Below are 17998 nucleotides of genomic sequence, written 5' to 3' on the forward strand. Positions count from 1 at the left end.
AGGCGAGACGGGGCAAGGCATATAGCGAAAAACGTATAAAAAATCGAATAACATAATCGAGCGAAAGGACGGCAAAAAGCAAAAAACATAAAAAGAATCGAAAGAGAGGATTGTGTCTTTGGCCGGAGAAGTCTATCGTAAATGTTGTAACCGCTCCCATAACCCGGCCGGGTGCCACAAGCAGGATGCGGGTCCACAACCGACATATGAAGGGGAGAATCTTCATGCTCATGAAACATAAGAAAGCAACCGCTGCCATTCTGGCGGCGACCGTGGCGGCGGGCTTGCTTGCCGGCTGCAGCGCTAATTCAAACAATACGAATACAAAAGCAAGCGAGAGCCCGAACGTTAATGCAAGCGCAACCCCCAACGAAACTGAGAAACCGGCGGAACCGATCGAGATTACATGGGGCATTCACTTCCAGGCGGCAGGCGTAGTTGAGAATACGAAGGTCGAGAAGTGGCTGGAGGAGAAATATAACGTCAAGATCAAGCCGGTCAAGGTGACCGACGCCAGCATCGCTTCCGGAGAAGTGCCTGACATCTTTATGTTGGGAGATCCCGCTAACGTGTCGGCCTACCAGAATCAAGGCGTGCTGTCGAGCATCGATCCTGCCATGCTTAAGGAGAAAATGCCGGAGTATTCGGCGGATATCGAAAAAAACGCCAAGCTGTTCCAGACGGTAACATTCGATGAGCAATTATGGGCCATTCCCATGTTCATTGATCTCAAGCCTTATGATCTGGCGATGTTATGGCGCAAAGATTGGCTGGACAAAGTCGGCATCACAAAGACGCCGGAGACGCTCGAGGAATTCGAGAAAGCCGTTTACGCTTTTGCGCAAGATGATCCGGACGGCAACAACAAGAAGGATACGTATGGTCTGACAGGTACGGCAACATCCACCTGGTCATCCGGCTTCTATTCCCTCTTTGGCGCATTCGGCGTAGAACCGACGATGTGGCATGAGAAAAATGGAGAGATTATCAACGGCTCCGTTGCTCCCGAGACAAAGGAAGCGCTCGCGAAGCTGCGTCAATGGTTCGCGGACGGCGTCATCGACCCTGAATTTATTACCGATACGCAGGACTCATATCGCAAAAAGCTTTATAACGGCCGAATCGGCGTTATCGAAGAACAGATTGCCAAAGGCGCGTTGCCGGAATCTGGCACGGTGACGGAGATGAAATCCCTGAATCCGGACTCGGAGCTTGTATTCGCCAAGAATCCCGTCGGGCCTGGCGGACACGGCTCCTGGGATTGGGGCGTAAAGAGCAACTTCATCGTCTTCGGCAACAAGGTGCAAGAGCAGCCGGAGAAGCTGGAGAAGCTGTTCGAAATTCTTCGCGCCCAAAGCAGCGACGAAGAAACGATCAATATGACGACGCTCGGAGAAAAGGGCGTTCACTGGGACTTCGCGACAGCCGGCGCGACCTCGGGAGCGACCAAATTTCTGACAGGCTTCGAGAAGCAGGAAGCGCGCGACCAAGACGGCGTCCGCCTGTTCTCGATGGGCAATATCACGACGCAGGCGTATCGCGAGAAGTATTCCAACCCGGCGCTTAACGAAGCCATCAAAACGTATTCCTCCGCGCCGAATCTGACGGATGCTCTGCTTTTCTCCGCGCTGCCGTCGGATGGTAAATATAAGGCCGATCTTACGTCACTTATGCAGAAGTATTTCGCCCAAATCATCAGCGGCGAAATTCCGCTGGAGGACTTTGACAAGTTCGTGGCGGAGTGGAAGGCGAGAGGCGGCGATGAGCTGACCAAAGAAGCAAACGAGATGTACAAGGCGCAATTCCAAAAATAAACCTGGATTTACGGCTCCGCAGCGAAAGCATGCTTAAACAACCTCTATGGGTAAGTTCTGCGGAGCCGAAGGTCCAGCCATCAAGGAAGTGGAGCATGAAAACCATACGTAAACACGGCGAGCTGTTCGCGTTGTTTCTGTTCGCCTTCGCATTTTTTTTCGTATTCAAGTATGGCCCGCTCTACGGCGTGTTGATCGCTTTCAAGGATTTCCGCGTTGTGGAAGGCATATGGGGGAGCCCATGGGTGGGGTTTCATCACTTCGCCGAGCTGTTTCAGAACAGCGACTTCTATCGTCTGCTCAAAAATACACTGCTGCTCAATTTGTATCTGCTTCTCTTTGCGTTTCCGGCGCCGATCGTGCTGGCGCTGATGTTAAACGAGGTGAGATCGCGCTACTTTCAGCGGTTCATCCAGACGACGATGTATTTGCCACACTTCGTTTCGTGGGTCATTATGTCGGGGCTCGTCATTTATTTCTTGTCGCCGACCTCGGGCGTCGTTGCCGAGATCGCAGGCTGGTTCGGTCAAGAACCCGTCTTCTATATGGGCAAGAAGGAATATTTCCGCCCTATAGTCGTCGTTTCCGCCATCCTGAAGGATCTGGGCTGGGGCTCCATTATTTATTTCGCGGCGCTCGCGGGCATCAATCCCGAGCTGCAGGAGTCGGCCGTCATCGACGGCGCGAACCGCTGGCAGCGGATATGGAAGATCAACATTCCGTCCATTATGCCAACGATCGCAATTATGTTCATTTTAAGCCTCGGCGGTTTTCTGAGCGCGAACTTCGAGCAGATCATTAACCTGCTGAACCCGGTTGTGGTCGATACGGGCGACGTCATAGACACGTATGTCTATCGGGTCGGACTTCAGCAATTCCAGTACAGCTATACGGCGGCGATCGGCTTGTTCAAGTCGCTGGTTGGGTTGCTGCTTATTCTCGGCGCAAATCTGACGATTCGAAAGTTGAGCAAGGGAGAGAACGGATTATGGTAGAAGCGGGAGGCGCAGCATCATGATTTCATCCAAATGGCAGGACCGCATCGGTCCCATTCTCATCTATGCCTCGTTGTCCGCGCTTGCGCTGGTCGTCGTATATCCCTTCATTCACGTGATCGCGGTATCCTTTAGCGGACGGGGCGAAGCGCTGCGAAGCGGCTTTCACTTCTATCCGCGCGATTTCGAATGGCAGGCGTACAAGGAATTGCTGGATTATCCCTTCATCTGGTCGGGCTACGGCAATACGTTGTTCCGGATGGCGGTTGGCACGTTACTGACGCTGCTCGTTACGATTTGCGCCGCCTACCCGCTGTCCCGTCCCGACTTTCCGATGAAGCGCGTGCTCGTGCTGCTGCTGCTCTTTACGATGATTTTTGACGGCGGCATTGTGCCTAACTATCTGTTAATGAAAGAATTGCATCTTTTGAATTCATTGTGGGTGTACGTACTGCCGTCGGCGGCCAGCGCCTTCCAGGTGCTCGTCATGCTGAGCTTCTTCCGCTCCATCCCGGATGCGCTGATCGAAGCGGCGAAGATCGACGGAGCGCGGGATATGCGTATTCTGTTCCGCATCGTGCTGCCGTTGTCCGCTCCCGTCATGGTGACGATCGGACTCTGGTCGCTCGTGCATCATATTAACGCGTTCATGGATAATTTGCTGTATGTCACCGATCAGACCAAGTTCGTGCTGCAACAGGTCGTTAGGCAAATTTTGATCGAGAACAAGCTGGATCCGTTTACTACGGCAACGAATTTGACGCCGCCAGCTCCGGAAAGTTTAAAGATGGCGTCCGTTATCGTATGCTCCTTACCGGTGCTCGTCCTTTATCCGTTCCTGTTGAAATACTTCGAAAAGGGGACGATGATCGGATCGGTAAAAGGCTAGAAACCGAGAGCGGGAGCCCCTGCGGTTCCCCTCGGATACGATTGATAGGGAGGCGTAATGAAAAAATGAGAAGAAAAACGATGCTGATTTTGCTGGCTATCTTTGTTATGGCGAGTTGTTTCCCGATGATGGCTGCCACGGCCAATAAGCTGGAAGCAACGGGAGCCGCCTTTTATGTATCGACAGATGGAAGCGATTCCAATACGGGGACGGAGGCGGAGCCGTTCCTCACGCTGGAGAAGGCGCGGGACGCGATTCGGGCATTGAAGCAAGGCTCCGGGCTGCCGGAAGGCGGCGTGACCGTGTATTTGCGCGGAGGGAGCTACAATCGGACGGGCACGTTTCTGCTTGAGCAAGCAGATTCGGGGACTGCGGACAAACCGATTACGTACAAAGCTTACCCCGGGGAGTCGGTGCGCCTGACCGGTGGCAGTTCTTTGCAAAAGAGCTGGTTCACGCCGGTAACGAACGAAGAGGTGTTGGGACGCATCATCAGTACAGAAGCGAGGAGCAAGGTGCTGCAGGTGGATCTGTCGGCGCACGGCATTACGGACTACGGCCTAATGAGCCGGCACGGCTATTATCTGGCCAATGACATGAGTTTGACGCCTCCCATGGAGCTGTACGTAGAAGGGGAGGGCATGACGCTGGCGAGATGGCCAAATGCCGGTACAGTGCAGATGGGCAATATCATCGATCCCGGACCGATGCGCCGCGACCCCGATCTCCAGACGAGAGGCGGCACGTTCCAATATACATACGAGCGGCCGGATCTGTGGACAGAGGCGGACGATATTTGGCTGGACGGCATCTTCGGCTATAGCTGGGAGTGGTCGTACAACCGAATTGCATCCATCGACACGACAAACAAAACGATTACGCTTGCTTACGGCGAGATGAGCGGTTTGTTCAAGAACTGGTACCCGGACTTCCACTTCGCGCAGAACCTGCTGGAAGAGATCGATATGCCTGGCGAATATTATATCGACCGAAGCACGGGCATTTTGTATTTTATGCCGACGGCGGCTTTCCAGGCCAAGACTTCGCCTGAGCTTACGGTAACGATGCTGAAAACGCCGATGATCAATACGGTTAACGCATCAAACATCAACTTCGAGGATCTCATTTTGGAAAACGGTCGGGATTCTGCGGCGGTCATTATGGGCGGCAGCAACGTCCGGATCATCCATTGCGAGATTCGCAACTTTACCGAAGGCGGCGTCCGCATCAATACGCAAAGCCGCTGGCTGTACAACGACTTCGCGACAGCGACAGGCAAAAACCATGCCGTCGTGAACACGCAAATCCGCCACGTCGGCGGCACGGGCGTCATACTGAACGGCGGCGACCGACTCACCCTGGAGCCAGGCAACAATGTCGTCGAGAACAGCCACATCCATGACTTCGCCTACTACCACAAAGCGTATAACCCCGCCGTCATTTTGACCGGCGCCGGAAACCGCGTCTCCCACAGCGAGATCCACGACGCTCCTCATCCGGGCATTCTCATCTTCGGCAACGACCATACCGTGGAATACAACAATATATACGACGTGTGCAAAACGTTTTCCGATCTCGGGGCGATCTATATGAACCTGGGAGCCGCGCCGCAGGAGCGGGGATCCGTCATTCGACGGAATTACTTCCACCACATCGGCGAGGGCAAAGCCGGCGTGCAAGGCGTCTACCCGGATAACTTTACGATGGGCATTACGATCGAGGAAAATATTTTTTACCGGATGGGCAACTCCGCTATTCTTAACAACGGCGGCGCCCACATCAAGACGCGCAACAATCTCTTTATCGACGCCAAAGTGCCTTATGAATATGCCGATTTGTATCTCGGCGACGCGCCGGAGAAACAAATTCCGAAGAACTACATGGGGCCGTGGCACGCGTTGTTCGACCGGTACAACAACTTCGTCGACATGCCGCATTTGGCCAAATACCCCGAGCTTGCGGATTTCTTTACGGAGAATCGCTATTATCCCGACACGAATACATTCCAGAGCAACGTCATCTACAATCCGACGAAGACGAGGAGCAGCTTAACGAACGCGAACGGCGCGCACGACAACCTGAATCTCGTCCAATACGATAACAATTGGGTGACGACGCAGGATCCGGGCTTCGTCAATCTTGCCGGAGGAGATCTGAATCTGAAGGCAGACGCGGCCGTGTTCAGCCAGCTCCCGGGATTCCCGAACATTCCATTCGGAGAGATGGGCATCGTTGGCAAAGCCGGAACGTATCTGTCGCCTGACGATATACCGGTCGAGGATGTCGTACTGTACGACGACAGCGTGACGATCGGGATCGGCAAGTCGCATTCGTTGTATGGAGCCGTGCTTCCATGGAACGCTACCAATAGCGGGCTGATCTACGAATCCAGCGATCCAACTATCGTCAAGGTGGATGCAGCCGGCAAGCTGAAGGGCGTCAATCTGGGCACCGCGACCGTGACGGCAACTTCGGCCGACAACCCGCTGCTGCTGGATACCGTTGTCGTTACGGTAGAAGTCGGCGATGGCATTATGGACTTCACGACCTTCGAGAACGGCAGGAACAGCTGGCCGAGCGATCCCAACAGGAGCATCGTGGAGACGGACGGCGGCAATCATATGTATAAACTGCTGAAAGGCGCGACGGCGTTAAATGAAAACGACTACAGCAATTACGAGCTGACCTTCAAGCTCCAGACGCCGCCGGTCATTCCCGAGCTTGCCACCTTCTACGTGTTCGACCGGCTAAACAAAAGCGGCAGCGGCGGCCGGATCGGCTACCGGAAGTTCGCCGACGGGACATCCTCGTGGATCCTATATAACGGGGCATGGGGGACAGTGAAGCAGAACGTGCTTCCGACCGCCGATCTGCAGCCGAACACCGTCTACGAGATCAAGATTATCGTCAAAGGCGGGGAAATCAGCGTCTATCGGGACGGCGCGCTAAAGCTCAAGGCAACTGATGCGACCTTCAATGCTTCCGGCCAAGTGGGCTTTTACGCGGGGGGCTTCGATTATCTGTTGTTCGATGATATCAAGTTCAAGGTTCCGACGATGGACGTGGCCGGTATCCTTTTCGATCGAAGCAGCCTTAATATGGTTGTTGACGAAGAGTTGACGCTGCCTGTTGTGTTCGATCCTTCCGATGCCGCCGAACGCGGTCTGACATGGCAATCGTCGAACCCGACCATTGCGGCAGTGGATGAAAATGGCAAGATAACTGCTTTGGCAAAGGGGGAGACGACCATTATCGCGACATCCGTCGCCAACCCGGCGGCATCGGCATCCATTCTGGTTATGGTATCGGACATTTTGCACTTCACGGATTTCGATTCCGGGGCGAACGGCTGGCCGGTTGACCCCAACCGAAGCATTGTCACGATGGATGGCAACAAAAAGTATCGTATTGTAAAAGGAGCGAACGCGCTCCATCCGAAGCCTTTTACATCCTACGATTTGACTTTCAAGCTTAAGATGCCGGCTTCGACGCCATCGAATGGAACATTTTATATTTATGATCGCTCCGCTTCCGGCACGTCCGGCAAAGTAGGATATCGCAAGCTGGCGGACGGCATGTCGCAATGGATACTGTACGATCCCGCCTGGAAGGTGCTTGGGACCAGCGATGTGCCGCATGAGGACCTGGAGCCAGGAAAAACGTATCAGGTTCGTATGATTGTTGACGGAGCCAGCATACGAGTATATGTCGACGGCGAGCTGAAGCTGAGCGGCAGCGATCCGAACCATCATCCGTCGGGAGTGGTAGGCTTCTATGTAGGCGGCTTCGACGAAATGTGGTTCGACGACGTAACGTTTACGCTGATCGACCGGATCGCTCCGGAAACATCGGCCGCATTGACGCCTGCCCAGCCTGATGGGGCGGACGGTTGGTACAAGACGCCGGTGACGCTTGCGCTACAAGCTGCCGATGCTAGCGCAGGGGTTGCGACCACGGAATACAGTCTGGACGGCGGCACGACCTGGCAGCCCTATCAAGGCATGTTGACCTTCGATCAAGACGGGGTATATTCCGTCCTCTATAGGTCTATCGATAGGATGGGAAATCTTGAAGAAGCGGGAACCGTAACGTTTAAAGTAGATACTACGGCACCGTCTATTGCGGTAACGGGAGTAACCGGGCAGTCATACGGGAATGCGGAGACGCTTACGATATCCTGGTCTGCGGAAGATGCGGCGTCCGGCGCCGCGTTAGAAAATCTGTCTGCGTCGCTGAACGGCGAGCCGCTTCAGCAGAACGTATCCATTCCGCTCTACACGCTTCCGCTTGGGAGCCATACGCTTGTCGTGTCGGGAATCGACATTGCCGGTCACGCGGCAGAGAACACGATCACCTTCTCGACGACTACGGACCTGGAGCAGTTGGGATTGCTAGTCTCCTTGTTCCGCAGCATGGGGTGGGTCGATAATCACGGCATAGCGAATGCGTTATCCAAGAAGCTGGAGCATGGGCAACTGCAAGCTTTTATCAATCAAGTCGAAGCCCAGAGCGGCAATCACATTACGCCGGAGGCAGCCGCGTATCTGCTGCGGGATGCCAATGCAATTCTGCAGGAAGGGCTGTACCATTAGATTTAAAAATGATAGCGTGACAGCTAATGCACACAGTTAGACAAGAAAATGGTCGGTCAGGATACCAATCCTTGACCGACCCACTGCAACTATAACATGCCATAGGCGTTGTTAACGACTATGGGGTACGTAACAGCAACAAATCCATCCCATAGGCGTTGTTAACGACTATGGAGCTCATAACAGCGACAAATCCATCCCATAGGCGTTAATAACGACTATGGAGCTCATAACAGCAACAAATCCATCCCATAGGCGTTGTTAACGACTATGGAGCACGTAACAGCAACAACTCCATCCCATAGGCGTTAATAACGACTATGGGACTCGAAACAGCAACAAACACATCCCATAATCGTTAAAAACGACTATGGAGCTCATAACAGCGACAAATCCATCCCATAAGCGTTAATAACGCCTATGGAGCTCGAAACAGCAACAAACACATCCCATAGACGTTGTTAACGACATTCCTGCTTCGAGGCCTGCCGAAGGTAAGCCTTGAGGTCGGATGGCTTCGCCCACAATTTGCTCAATAATGCGGCAATAGACCAAAAACGAAGAAATGGCGGTGCATTCAACCCTAGCACCGCCATTTCTTCGTTTTTGACGTTTCATTCAACAAGTGAGCTATTTCATCAAGCGAGCGATCATACTTTTGAGACAGCTCGTTTCTGCATTAATCGATGGTTAGAATGCGAGGCGAAGTATCCCGGATGACCTTGGACGAAGCCCATGAGCCGAGAAAAGCCGCCGCGATGCTGATAATAGCTGCTCCGGCAATACTTCCTCCATTAAGAATGACCGGCAAACTCACGATGCCGTAGCCGGACAGTACCATCTCCAAGAGAACAGGGAGGACGAAGATGCCGAGAATGATGCCGGGGATCGTGCCTATGAACGCCAAAGCGACGATGCCAAGCCCGATCGCTCCGCGAATCCGACCGGAAGTCATGCCAATCGATTTGTAGATGCCGTAGGTTTTGCTTGCCAACCGAATGTTGATGCGGCAGGTGCTGTATATAATGAGGAAAGTCGCTAGCAGGAACAGCAGACCCATGAGACTCATGGGATAGACCAGTATGGCGGAAGCTTGATTGTATACGGAATCCAGCAGCGTACCTTGCGTGACGATGGAAGCCGTTTCCTTAAAGCGGTCGTTCAGATCGCTGACGACAGCCTTTGCTTCCTTCGGATTAAAGACATTAATAAATGCGACGTCACGATTATTGAAGTCGGGATAAACCGCAAGCGCGCCTTCCATCGTTATACGCGCCGAGTTGGACATATTCGCAATGGCTTGATAAATGCCGGTTACGATCATCGTTACCCTTTGGCCGGCAATATACACGTCGATGGTGTCGCCCGGCTGCTTGTTCAGGTTTCTTGCCACTTGAACGCCGATGGAGATCTCGTTCCGCAGAACAGGGTGATCCCCCTCCAGATTCGCGAAGCCCAGCTCCTCGTAGCTGCCATCCAGAATACTGAGAGAGATGCCTGAAGCAGGGGCGGAAGCCGAGTTTTGCTGATCGCTCGCAAGGCTTCCGGACTGGACGGTTGCCGTCATGTTGCCTTGCCAGCCAAACCCCGAGATACGGGAGTCCGATGCGAGCGTTTGCTCGAATTCGTCGATAGGAAAAGCGGATTTGTTCACGACCATGGCGGCTGCGTTAGCCGAATCATATCCCCACTGCGCGGCCGTGCCCTGAATGCCGCCAATGCTGCTCAACACCACGGAACCTAACGTCAATACGGAGGAGGCCAGCATCGTCAGAATGAGCATAATAACGGCGCCCTTCCGGTTAATCAACAGGTTCCTAAGCCCGATGGCGGCGCTGACGGGAAGATGGCCGAACCTGATTCCGGTTGAGCCCGCCGCATTCGATCTGCTTAACAGACGTTTGCTGTCGCCCTCCGACATCCCGTAACGAATGGCTTGGGCCGGCATGACGGCACGCGCTCGCCTCGCATAGACGACGACGAAAAGCAGCACAAGCGCAAAAACCATGATGGCCACGATGACCGCAGCTCCTAAACCTTGAACGGCCGACCCGGAGCCAGGTGTACGCAACGACGACGCGCTCAGATCGATGATCATCTTGGCAAGCACGGTGCTTAGCGCGAAAGCAGGCAGGATGGCGGAGGCCGACAATAAGCCGTATTGCATGAGATAAGGCAGGATCGTCGCGCGGGAAGTCATCCCGAGTGACTTATAGACGCCAATCGTCCTGTAGTTGGCCAGAATGCCATCGGAGATCGTAAAGCCAATCGTCAATAAGGCGATGATCAGCATGACGGCGCCCAAAAAAATCATAATGAAACCAACGATCTGATTAATGATGAGATAGAAGGCGGAAATTTCTTCGAACTCCATCTTGCTTTCCAGGAAAGGCGTGCCCATGGCGCTCGAGAAGGAATGCCAATAAGCAAGATTATCTCCGTAGTTGTCGAACCGAAGTCCCAGCAAATAATTGCTGCCTCCGTCCAAGCCATCTATTCGGGTCTCATAGTCCTCATGGTTCATCCAGACGCGGGCCGTGTTCGAGAAAGGAGCGCCGTACGGAACATCGACAACGATAGCGGATACCTCAAGCTCTAGCTTGGTCCCGTCTACGGGAATAGAGATTTCGTCTCCCAAAGAAATGCCGACCGGATAAGCCATCGAGGTGGGAATCCAAATGGTGCCGGGCGCGGGCTCCACTCCCGTTTTTCCTTCGGTAACGATGAGCTGATCGACGGACGGGGAGCTCTTTGGTGTTTCCATCATGAACATATAGAGATTGGGAATATCTTTGCCTTTATGAGCGATGCCGGACAGTGTATGGTATCGCATGAGATCCGTCGTTTGAACGCCTTGTTGCGATTGCCACCAATGTTGTACGGCCTCTGGATCGTGCAGCTTCTTCTCGAAAGTCAGAATTTGATGGGAGCCGTTAGTAAGCATGTGCATTTCGTCGAAGCGGTCGCCGGTATTGGACACGATAATGGTCGCCGTACATACAAGCAAAGCGGATAACAGAACGAGCAGGGCAACGAAAGCGTTTTGTACTTTGTTCTTAACGAGATACGATTTGCCAAGCTTCCAGATGGCCGTTATCATACTTTCACCTTCTGGGACACGAATGAGAAAATCAAAGCCTCCCGATCGTGTGCATTCATGTCTCCTTGCTTGCCGAATTCGAGAATGCCTCCGATCTTGCCGTCTCGGATGTAGATAAGCCTGTCGGCTCTGCATGCCGCTTTTATGTCATGGGTGACCATTACGACGGTCTGGCCGTCCTTATTCATCCCGCTGAGCAAATCCAGCACGGCTACGCCTTGGTCGTAATTCAGGCTGCCGGTCGGTTCGTCAGCAAATATGACGTCTGGCGAGTTAATAAGAGCTCTGGCTATGGCGGCTCGCTGCTGCTGTCCGCCGGAGGTTTGCGAGGGCAGACGGCCCAGTTGGCCTTCAATGCCCATCGTATGAGCGAGCTCTCGCGCTCGGGTGGCTATGGTTTCCTTCTTTTGTCCCGCGATGTAGCCTGGCAGCGTAACATTGTCCCATATCGTCAGGTCGGGGACCAGATTTATGCTCTGATAGATATAACCGATATTTTTTGCGCGGAAGTCCGAAAGTTCTCGCTCGCCAAATTGATCGATGCGCCGATCGCGAAAGTAAACTTCGCCGGCCGTTACGTTATCCAGTCCGCTAAGCAGATAGAGCAAGCTGGACTTGCCGGAGCCCGAATTGCCCATGATGACGGTAAATTCGCCTTCGCGAATGTCCAGGTCCACGTTCCGAACGGCATGATATTGTTCGTTGCCGGCGCTGTAGGTTTTGCAGAGATTTCTTGCGGCAATAATAGCTCGTCTCTCCAACATGATCACTCCCTGTATCTATTAGGTAAGCAACAGTATAGGGGCTCGATCTTGCAATCCGCTTATCAAATTATAAATAAATCCTTACAGGGATGTTCAAAAAGTCCGCTTTCCATAACGAAGGTTCAACAGAGAGGCAGAGTAAAATAAAACTCCGTGCCCTGACCCTCCCGGCTCTTGAAGGAAATGACGCCACCATGGGCTTCGACGATGTTTTTGCAGATGGATAAACCTAAGCCGTTGCCCTCGGTCGCAATAGCTTGGCCAGGCACGCCGGATTGTCCGCGATAATAGCGCTCGAACAGGAACGGCATGTCCTGCGGCCTGATGCCTCTGCCCGTATCCGCAACGGTGAATACAAGATGGTTCTCTTCCAGATCAGCGGATATATGGATCGTATCGCCCGGCGACGTATGTTTAAGCGCGTTCGTTACGAGATTCGTCAGCACCTGCTCGACTCGCGCGGCATCGACAGGGAGCAGGACGTTCGGCATGATCAACGATTCGCGATAAACAATGCCTTGCGTTCGCGCATAATGACCTAACGTGGACAAAATCGGAGGGAACACTTCCATGCTATAACGCTCCTTTGGCTCCACCGATATTTGACCGAGCTCTTCCATGGCGTGGAGGAACAGATCTTCTACCTGTCTGGACATCTTGTCCGTATGATTGCGCATAATGCCGACATACTCCAGCATCGTCTTGCGGTCGGAGCACACGCCTTCGAGTATGGCTTCCATATAAGCTTTGACGGTTGTAATCGGCGTTCGAATCTCATGCGAAATGTTGGTGATGAGCTCCTTCTGCGCCTTCTCCTGTCTGTCCCGCCGCTTGCGCTGCTCCTTAAGCTCCAGGGTAATCTGATCCATCATGGCATAAAGGCCGCCGAGCTCTTCCATGCGAGCAAACTGTGTCCCGATGTGGGACGGAGTTTCATAGTTGCCTCTAAGAATGGCATCGGCACGACCTTGTAACGTCCGGACAGGGGAGAGAATACGGGAATGAAAGCTTATTCGCATAACCAGCAGCAGCGCGACTGATCCCAGGAAAAGAAGGAACGACACGATCAACATTGTTAGCGGAAAGGCAGAAGAGGAGTCGCTCCCGAGCCTCTCCTTGGCGATATGAAAAATCGCGTTAGCTACATGCGAGTCTGTATCAGCATCCAGAACGGGAAAGGTAATACGATAACTTTCGTCATTCTGCGTTGCTTCGTGCAAGTCATAGTGAAGAGAGGGGCGCAGATTGAGGCGATCCCCTTGCTTGTAAGGAGAGGTCGAAAACAAGATTTCCCCGCTCAGCCCGGCGTAGGTAAGCGCCACGCCCTGCTCCTCCGTCAATGCGCGAAGCGTTGCTTGCACATGCTGGTCGCGGATGTTTTCGTAATGCTGCTCCATAAAGAGCAGGAGTGGATTTACCGCAAGGCGGACTTCATTAATGACGTAATCCGACTCATGATTCCGTTCTTGGTTCGTCACGTAAAGGAACCAGCAGCCGCCTAATACCGTCATCAGGAAAAAAAGCGCCATAAAGGCGCCGATCCAGCTTTTTAGCCAAACGTTCATATGGATCCGCCAACTCCGCTTCTCTGTTTAGTCCAAGCTGAATTTATAACCCACGCCCCATACCGTTTTGAGATAGGCGGGCTTGGAGGGATCGACTTCGAGCTTCTCCCGCAATCTGCGTATGTAGACCGTGACGGTATTCTCGTCGCCATAAGCGGCGTAGCCCCATACCGCATCGAGGAGCTGGGCTTTGGAGAACACCTGGTTCTTGTTGCTGGCCAGATAGTGGAGAAGCTCGAACTCCTTGGCGGAGAGGGAGACCTCCAAGCCGTTAGCCATAACCTTGTAGCCCTTCTTGTCGATGACGAGATGTCCCAGGTTAAGCGTGCCCTCGTTCTCCGGAATCTGTTTCTTGGCTGCTTTCATGCCGTCGTATCGACGGAAGTGGGCGTTGATTCGGGCTAGCAGCTCCGTCAAGGAGAAAGGTTTTGTCATGTAGTCGTCCGCGCCGAAGCCCAGTCCGACCACTTTGTCCGTATCGCTGCCTCTGGCGCTTAGAATCAGGATGGGAACGTCGCTGCTCTCGCGAATGGCTCCGCAAAGCTGGATGCCGTCCATATCGGGCAGCGTGAGATCCAGTATGACAAAGTCGGGTTTCAGCAGTTCCATCATGCGCAAGGCGTCTTTCCCAGAGGAGGCGGCAGCGGCTTCGTATCCGTTTTTGGTCAAATAATCCCGCAGTACGCGAGCGATATCATATTCGTCGTCAATAATGAGTATTTTCTTTTGTATGCCCATCGCGCGCTCACCATTCCGTGTACCAATTTCCTTTTATTCTACTTCATCTTCCAATGGATTGATAGGTTTGGCATGTTGTGCGAGTTGGATGGAGGATTATAAATATCCCAAAAAGAGGGATGTGCGCAGCGTTTGTCGAAATGGGGGTTAATGCGGTTATTCCCGTATGTTTAGGGGGGACGAATATTGAAAAGAAAACGAAGTCGTCTGGAGTGGGTGACGATAGGAGTCGTCGTTATCGCAAGCTTAATGTTTGCGACGGTACCATCTGAGGAAAGATTCGATAGATTCATTGCGAAGAGGCATGGAATCGTATGCAAACCCGACTTTGAGTTTGGCCATAAATGTTATGCTGAAGAAAAAGTCATTCAATCGAAATCCGGCCATTTTCGGAGATCTTATTTACATGCCTCCTCCGAAAGAAACTACAAATTTGAAAATGGCGAAATTATAACGACGCGAACGCTTGGCGTGTTTGGCCTATTATTTGAGATGCGCGACGGATTCTGGTGGGAGCATGTCTTTAATTGATGCTCGAATACGGAGTTTCTGCAAAATAAGGGCTGTAGTGTCCGATAGCGTCCTTTTGACCTAGCAATGCGATCTTGAGAAAAAAAGAGGTGATGGTTTTGAAGCTGAGAGTAGGATTTTTTATTGCATGGATTATTCCTTACGTTTTTTTGGTTTGCTATAATATAGGTTTTTTTACGTACATCATAACGAACGCCAAAGGTCTCAATGAGATTAATAGAATGGGGATATTTGTATTCATGTGGTTTGTTTTCAGTCTTGTACTGGTATTCGGGGCCATACGAATTATACAGTGGTATAAACAAGGGAAGTTTCATATCGCGCCTCCATCGCCAAATCAGGATACTGAATCTGTAGAGCCGGAAGACGCGGGGAAAAGATGGAGCTCTGTGCCCGAAGTCCCGTCTTGCTTAGGCTGCCGCCTTGCCAACGGATTGGAGGAAGCGCATGTCGTATTCGAAAACGATTATGTCACTTGCCTGCTGGATATCGACCCGCTTAATGAAGGACATACCTTGATTCTGCCCAAGCTTCATTTTGTAGAATTGGCGGACACGGATATAAGCGCGAGACATGCCATTATGAACGCTTCCGTACGAATCTCCAATGCCCTTAAAACGATTTATAAACCTGACGGAATATCCATTATGCAGAATGGCGGCAGCTTTAACGATTTGGGACATTACCACATGCATGTGTTCCCAAGATACAACAACGATGGTTTCGGTTGGAAGGAGCCGGACGTTAAATCACAGCATTCTTTAGACGCGGTGAAACAACGGATAGCGGAGCAGCTAAAAGACGGTATGCCCCAATTGTGACCCTGACGTCAGGGAAATGAGCTTTCCTTCCTCTCCCGAATGGGGTACGATCAATAGCAGAATGGCTAGATTATTAAATATGGCAGCTTGCCATCGCGAACGGAGAGGTCAACTTGGAAAACTTTGCATGCCTTTACGTCATACGAGGCGAACCATTTCCCTCAGGCACCTGCGTAAATTTAAACGAGGAAGAGACGATAGTGGGACGAGCATCCCATCAAGCGACGCCGGACGTAGCGTTTACGAACGCATTTGTATCCCGCCAGCATTTCTCCATTCGCCGGGAGCGGAATCAGGCGGTGTTGTATGATCTGGGCAGTCTTCACGGAACCGAAGTTAACGGAGAGCGGGTCAAACCCAATCAGCCGTATGTTCTCAACAACTTCGATATAATCAAGCTGGCCAAAGGGATGACGGTGCTTCACTTTTCTTATTTGTCCGCGGATCAGACGCTGGATATTGAACCGCTTAGCATAACCAAACGGCTGCAGGCCGTACATCTGTCCTTAACCATTCATTGGGAGAAACGTGAATGCGTGGTAGACGGTAAAAGAATTCCGATGTCTGAGAAGGAATATTCCCTCATTCGACTGCTTCACGATAATGCGAACCGGCTGGTGCCGCTGGATGTCATTAAGACCACGGTTTGGCCGGAACGCACGGTAGAGGGAGATGGCATACCCGACGTGTCTCTGGATGAGCTCAACACGCTTGTCTACCGGCTTCGGAAAAAATTCGGCAAAGACACGTTTATGATCAGCTCCGTGCGGGGCAGCGGCTACGTATTGGAATCCGAAGTGAAATCGTATTAACGAAAGGCGGAATTTCGCCATGAAAGTTATCCAAACGGAATATTCGGGGCCGTTGTACGGCTCTGTTCATATACCGGGGGCGAAAAACAGCGCCCTCGCCATTCTTGCGGCTGCTTGCTTGGCAGACGATATTGTAACGCTGGAGGGCATTCCTCCAATCGATGATGTGCGCGTCATTGCGACGATCGGCCGGGACATAGGCCTGGACCTCAAGCGGGTAGACGGCCGCATCGTTATCGATCCGCGCTGGATCCATCAAGCAGTGATCGATCCCGGCAAAGCTTCCAGCTATCGCGCCTCCTATTATTTTGCAGGCGCGCTGCTGGCCAAATTCGGCAAAGTGACGATCGGTTATCCAGGGGGCGACGACTTTGTATCCCGGCCGATCGACCAACATATCAAGATGTTCCGGGCGCTTGGAGCAAGGGTAAACCTGCAGGACGATCATTATGTCGTGGAAGCTGCGGAATTAAAGGGATCCCCCATTTATTTTGACACGATCACATCGGGAGCTACAATAAACGCGATGCTTGCCGCCGTGCGAGCCCGTGGCCGGACATGGCTGCATAATGCGGCAAAGGATCCGGAGGTTGTGGATACGGCGGCTTTTCTTAACAGGCTCGGCGCCAGAATCTACGGAGCAGGCACGGAGCATATTCGAATCGAAGGGGTTCCTTATTTAAATGGAGGGAGCTATGCCATCATTCCGGATCGGCTGCTTGCTGGCGCGTTTCTGATGTCGGCTGGACTTCGCGGTGGACAAGTGACGGTGCAAGACGTCATTCCCGAGCATCTGGGCGCTTGCCTGGCGAAGCTGGGGGAGATTGGCTTGGAGATCGAATGCGGAGACAACGAAATCACCGCGTACGGTACGGGAGCGCTTCGGGCGACTCGTGTGCGTACCGGCATGTATCCCGGCTTCGCGACGGATCTGCAGCAGCCCATGACCGCGTTGCTGCTTCAAGCGAGGGGCAAAAGCATCGTAACGGACCGCGTTTATCCGAAACGTTTCGCGCATGTGCCGCAGCTTCGCAGACTCGGCGCGGAGATTGAGCTCCGCAAGGAGAGTGCGTACATACGCGGAGGAGTACAGTTGCAAGGCGGCTGGGTTCACGCTACGGATGTTCGCGCCGGCACAAGTCTGATTTTGGCGGGCCTTACGGCCGAAGGCAGCACCTACATTACGGGAGTCGAGCATCTGGAACGCGGTTACGAAGATGTTATCGGAAGCTTCCGATCCGTCGGAGCGAAGCTGGATATGCGTGAGATAGAGGCCGGCGAAGCCTCGGGACAATGGATGTTGCCGGGATAATGGAAGAAGGCTGCCTGGATTCGTTGAAGACGGGTGGTCGACGGATGTATTTCGCAAAGCGTTCG

General features: G+C 52.7%; 12 protein-coding genes. 8 read left to right on the forward strand and 4 right to left on the reverse strand.

All coding sequences use genetic code 11. The annotated features are described in order from the left end of the window. Positions 1-230: 230 nt before the first annotated feature. The 4 genes from KJW29_RS05230 to KJW29_RS05245 all read left to right on the forward strand — a co-directional run bounded on the left by KJW29_RS05230 (position 231) and on the right by KJW29_RS05245 (position 8290). Positions 231-1814, forward strand: coding sequence for an extracellular solute-binding protein (locus KJW29_RS05230; RefSeq protein ID WP_214629016.1), 1584 nt, complete (start codon positions 231-233; stop codon positions 1812-1814). A 95-nt stretch (positions 1815-1909) separates the two neighbouring features. Beyond that, positions 1910-2809: an ABC transporter permease gene (locus KJW29_RS05235; protein WP_087568746.1), complete on the forward strand. Its 900-nt coding sequence runs from the start codon at positions 1910-1912 to the stop codon at positions 2807-2809. A 19-nt stretch (positions 2810-2828) separates the two neighbouring features. Further along, positions 2829-3698: a carbohydrate ABC transporter permease gene (locus KJW29_RS05240; protein WP_214629017.1), complete on the forward strand. Its 870-nt coding sequence runs from the start codon at positions 2829-2831 to the stop codon at positions 3696-3698. Positions 3699-3763: 65 nt separating this feature from the next. Next, complete coding sequence (locus tag KJW29_RS05245; protein WP_214629018.1) at positions 3764-8290, forward strand: Ig-like domain-containing protein; 4527 nt, start codon at positions 3764-3766, stop codon at positions 8288-8290. Between the two features lie 679 nt (positions 8291-8969). On the opposite strand, the gene KJW29_RS05250 is transcribed toward KJW29_RS05245, so the two are convergent. From KJW29_RS05250 to KJW29_RS05265, 4 genes are all read right to left on the reverse strand, one after another. Next, positions 8970-11390, reverse strand: coding sequence for an FtsX-like permease family protein (locus tag KJW29_RS05250; RefSeq protein WP_246608594.1), 2421 nt, complete (start codon positions 11388-11390; stop codon positions 8970-8972). Beyond that, the gene (locus tag KJW29_RS05255; RefSeq protein ID WP_214629019.1) at positions 11387-12154 is read right to left on the reverse strand and encodes an ABC transporter ATP-binding protein; all 768 of its coding nucleotides are present in this window, start codon (positions 12152-12154) and stop codon (positions 11387-11389) included. The genes KJW29_RS05250 and KJW29_RS05255 overlap by 4 nt, the downstream gene beginning before the upstream one ends. A gap of 122 nt (positions 12155-12276) precedes the next feature. After that, entirely contained in the window at positions 12277-13719 is a 1443-nt protein-coding gene (locus KJW29_RS05260) for a sensor histidine kinase (RefSeq protein WP_214629020.1), read from the reverse strand. A gap of 27 nt (positions 13720-13746) precedes the next feature. Further along, positions 13747-14457: a response regulator transcription factor gene (locus tag KJW29_RS05265; RefSeq protein WP_214629021.1), complete on the reverse strand. Its 711-nt coding sequence runs from the start codon at positions 14455-14457 to the stop codon at positions 13747-13749. Between the two features lie 186 nt (positions 14458-14643). On the opposite strand from KJW29_RS05265, the gene KJW29_RS05270 reads away from it, so the two are divergent. The 4 genes from KJW29_RS05270 (at position 14644) to murA (ending at position 17933) form a co-directional block, all read left to right on the forward strand. Then, on the forward strand, positions 14644-14988 hold the full coding sequence (locus KJW29_RS05270) for a hypothetical protein (protein ID WP_214629022.1): 345 nt from the start codon (positions 14644-14646) through the stop codon (positions 14986-14988). 98 nt (positions 14989-15086) lie between these two features. Beyond that, positions 15087-15809: an HIT family protein gene (locus KJW29_RS05275; protein WP_246608595.1), complete on the forward strand. Its 723-nt coding sequence runs from the start codon at positions 15087-15089 to the stop codon at positions 15807-15809. 200 nt (positions 15810-16009) lie between these two features. Beyond that, complete coding sequence (locus KJW29_RS05280) at positions 16010-16621, forward strand: FHA domain-containing protein (RefSeq protein WP_246608596.1); 612 nt, start codon at positions 16010-16012, stop codon at positions 16619-16621. A gap of 19 nt (positions 16622-16640) precedes the next feature. Further along, on the forward strand, positions 16641-17933 hold the full coding sequence (murA, locus tag KJW29_RS05285; RefSeq protein ID WP_214629023.1) for a UDP-N-acetylglucosamine 1-carboxyvinyltransferase: 1293 nt from the start codon (positions 16641-16643) through the stop codon (positions 17931-17933). The last annotated feature ends 65 nt before the right edge of the window (positions 17934-17998 follow it).

Source organism: Paenibacillus agaridevorans (assembly GCF_018604145.1).
Lineage (GTDB): Bacteria > Bacillota > Bacilli > Paenibacillales > Paenibacillaceae > Pristimantibacillus > Pristimantibacillus agaridevorans.

Bases quoted from the DNA above. Each gene is read 5' to 3' on its own strand.
- KJW29_RS05260 (WP_214629020.1), bottom strand. From the start codon at position 13,719: ATGAACGTTTGGCTAAAAAGCTGGATCGGCGCCTTTATGGCGCTTTTT.
- KJW29_RS05255 (WP_214629019.1), bottom strand. From the start codon at position 12,154: ATGTTGGAGAGACGAGCTATTATTGCCGCAAGAAATCTCTGCAAAACC.
- KJW29_RS05235 (WP_087568746.1), top strand. From the start codon at position 1,910: ATGAAAACCATACGTAAACACGGCGAGCTGTTCGCGTTGTTTCTGTTC.
- KJW29_RS05245 (WP_214629018.1), top strand. From the start codon at position 3,764: ATGAGAAGAAAAACGATGCTGATTTTGCTGGCTATCTTTGTTATGGCG.
- KJW29_RS05240 (WP_214629017.1), top strand. From the start codon at position 2,829: ATGATTTCATCCAAATGGCAGGACCGCATCGGTCCCATTCTCATCTAT.
- murA (WP_214629023.1), top strand. From the start codon at position 16,641: ATGAAAGTTATCCAAACGGAATATTCGGGGCCGTTGTACGGCTCTGTT.
- KJW29_RS05250 (WP_246608594.1), bottom strand. From the start codon at position 11,390: ATGATAACGGCCATCTGGAAGCTTGGCAAATCGTATCTCGTTAAGAAC.
- KJW29_RS05265 (WP_214629021.1), bottom strand. From the start codon at position 14,457: ATGGGCATACAAAAGAAAATACTCATTATTGACGACGAATATGATATC.
- KJW29_RS05230 (WP_214629016.1), top strand. From the start codon at position 231: ATGAAACATAAGAAAGCAACCGCTGCCATTCTGGCGGCGACCGTGGCG.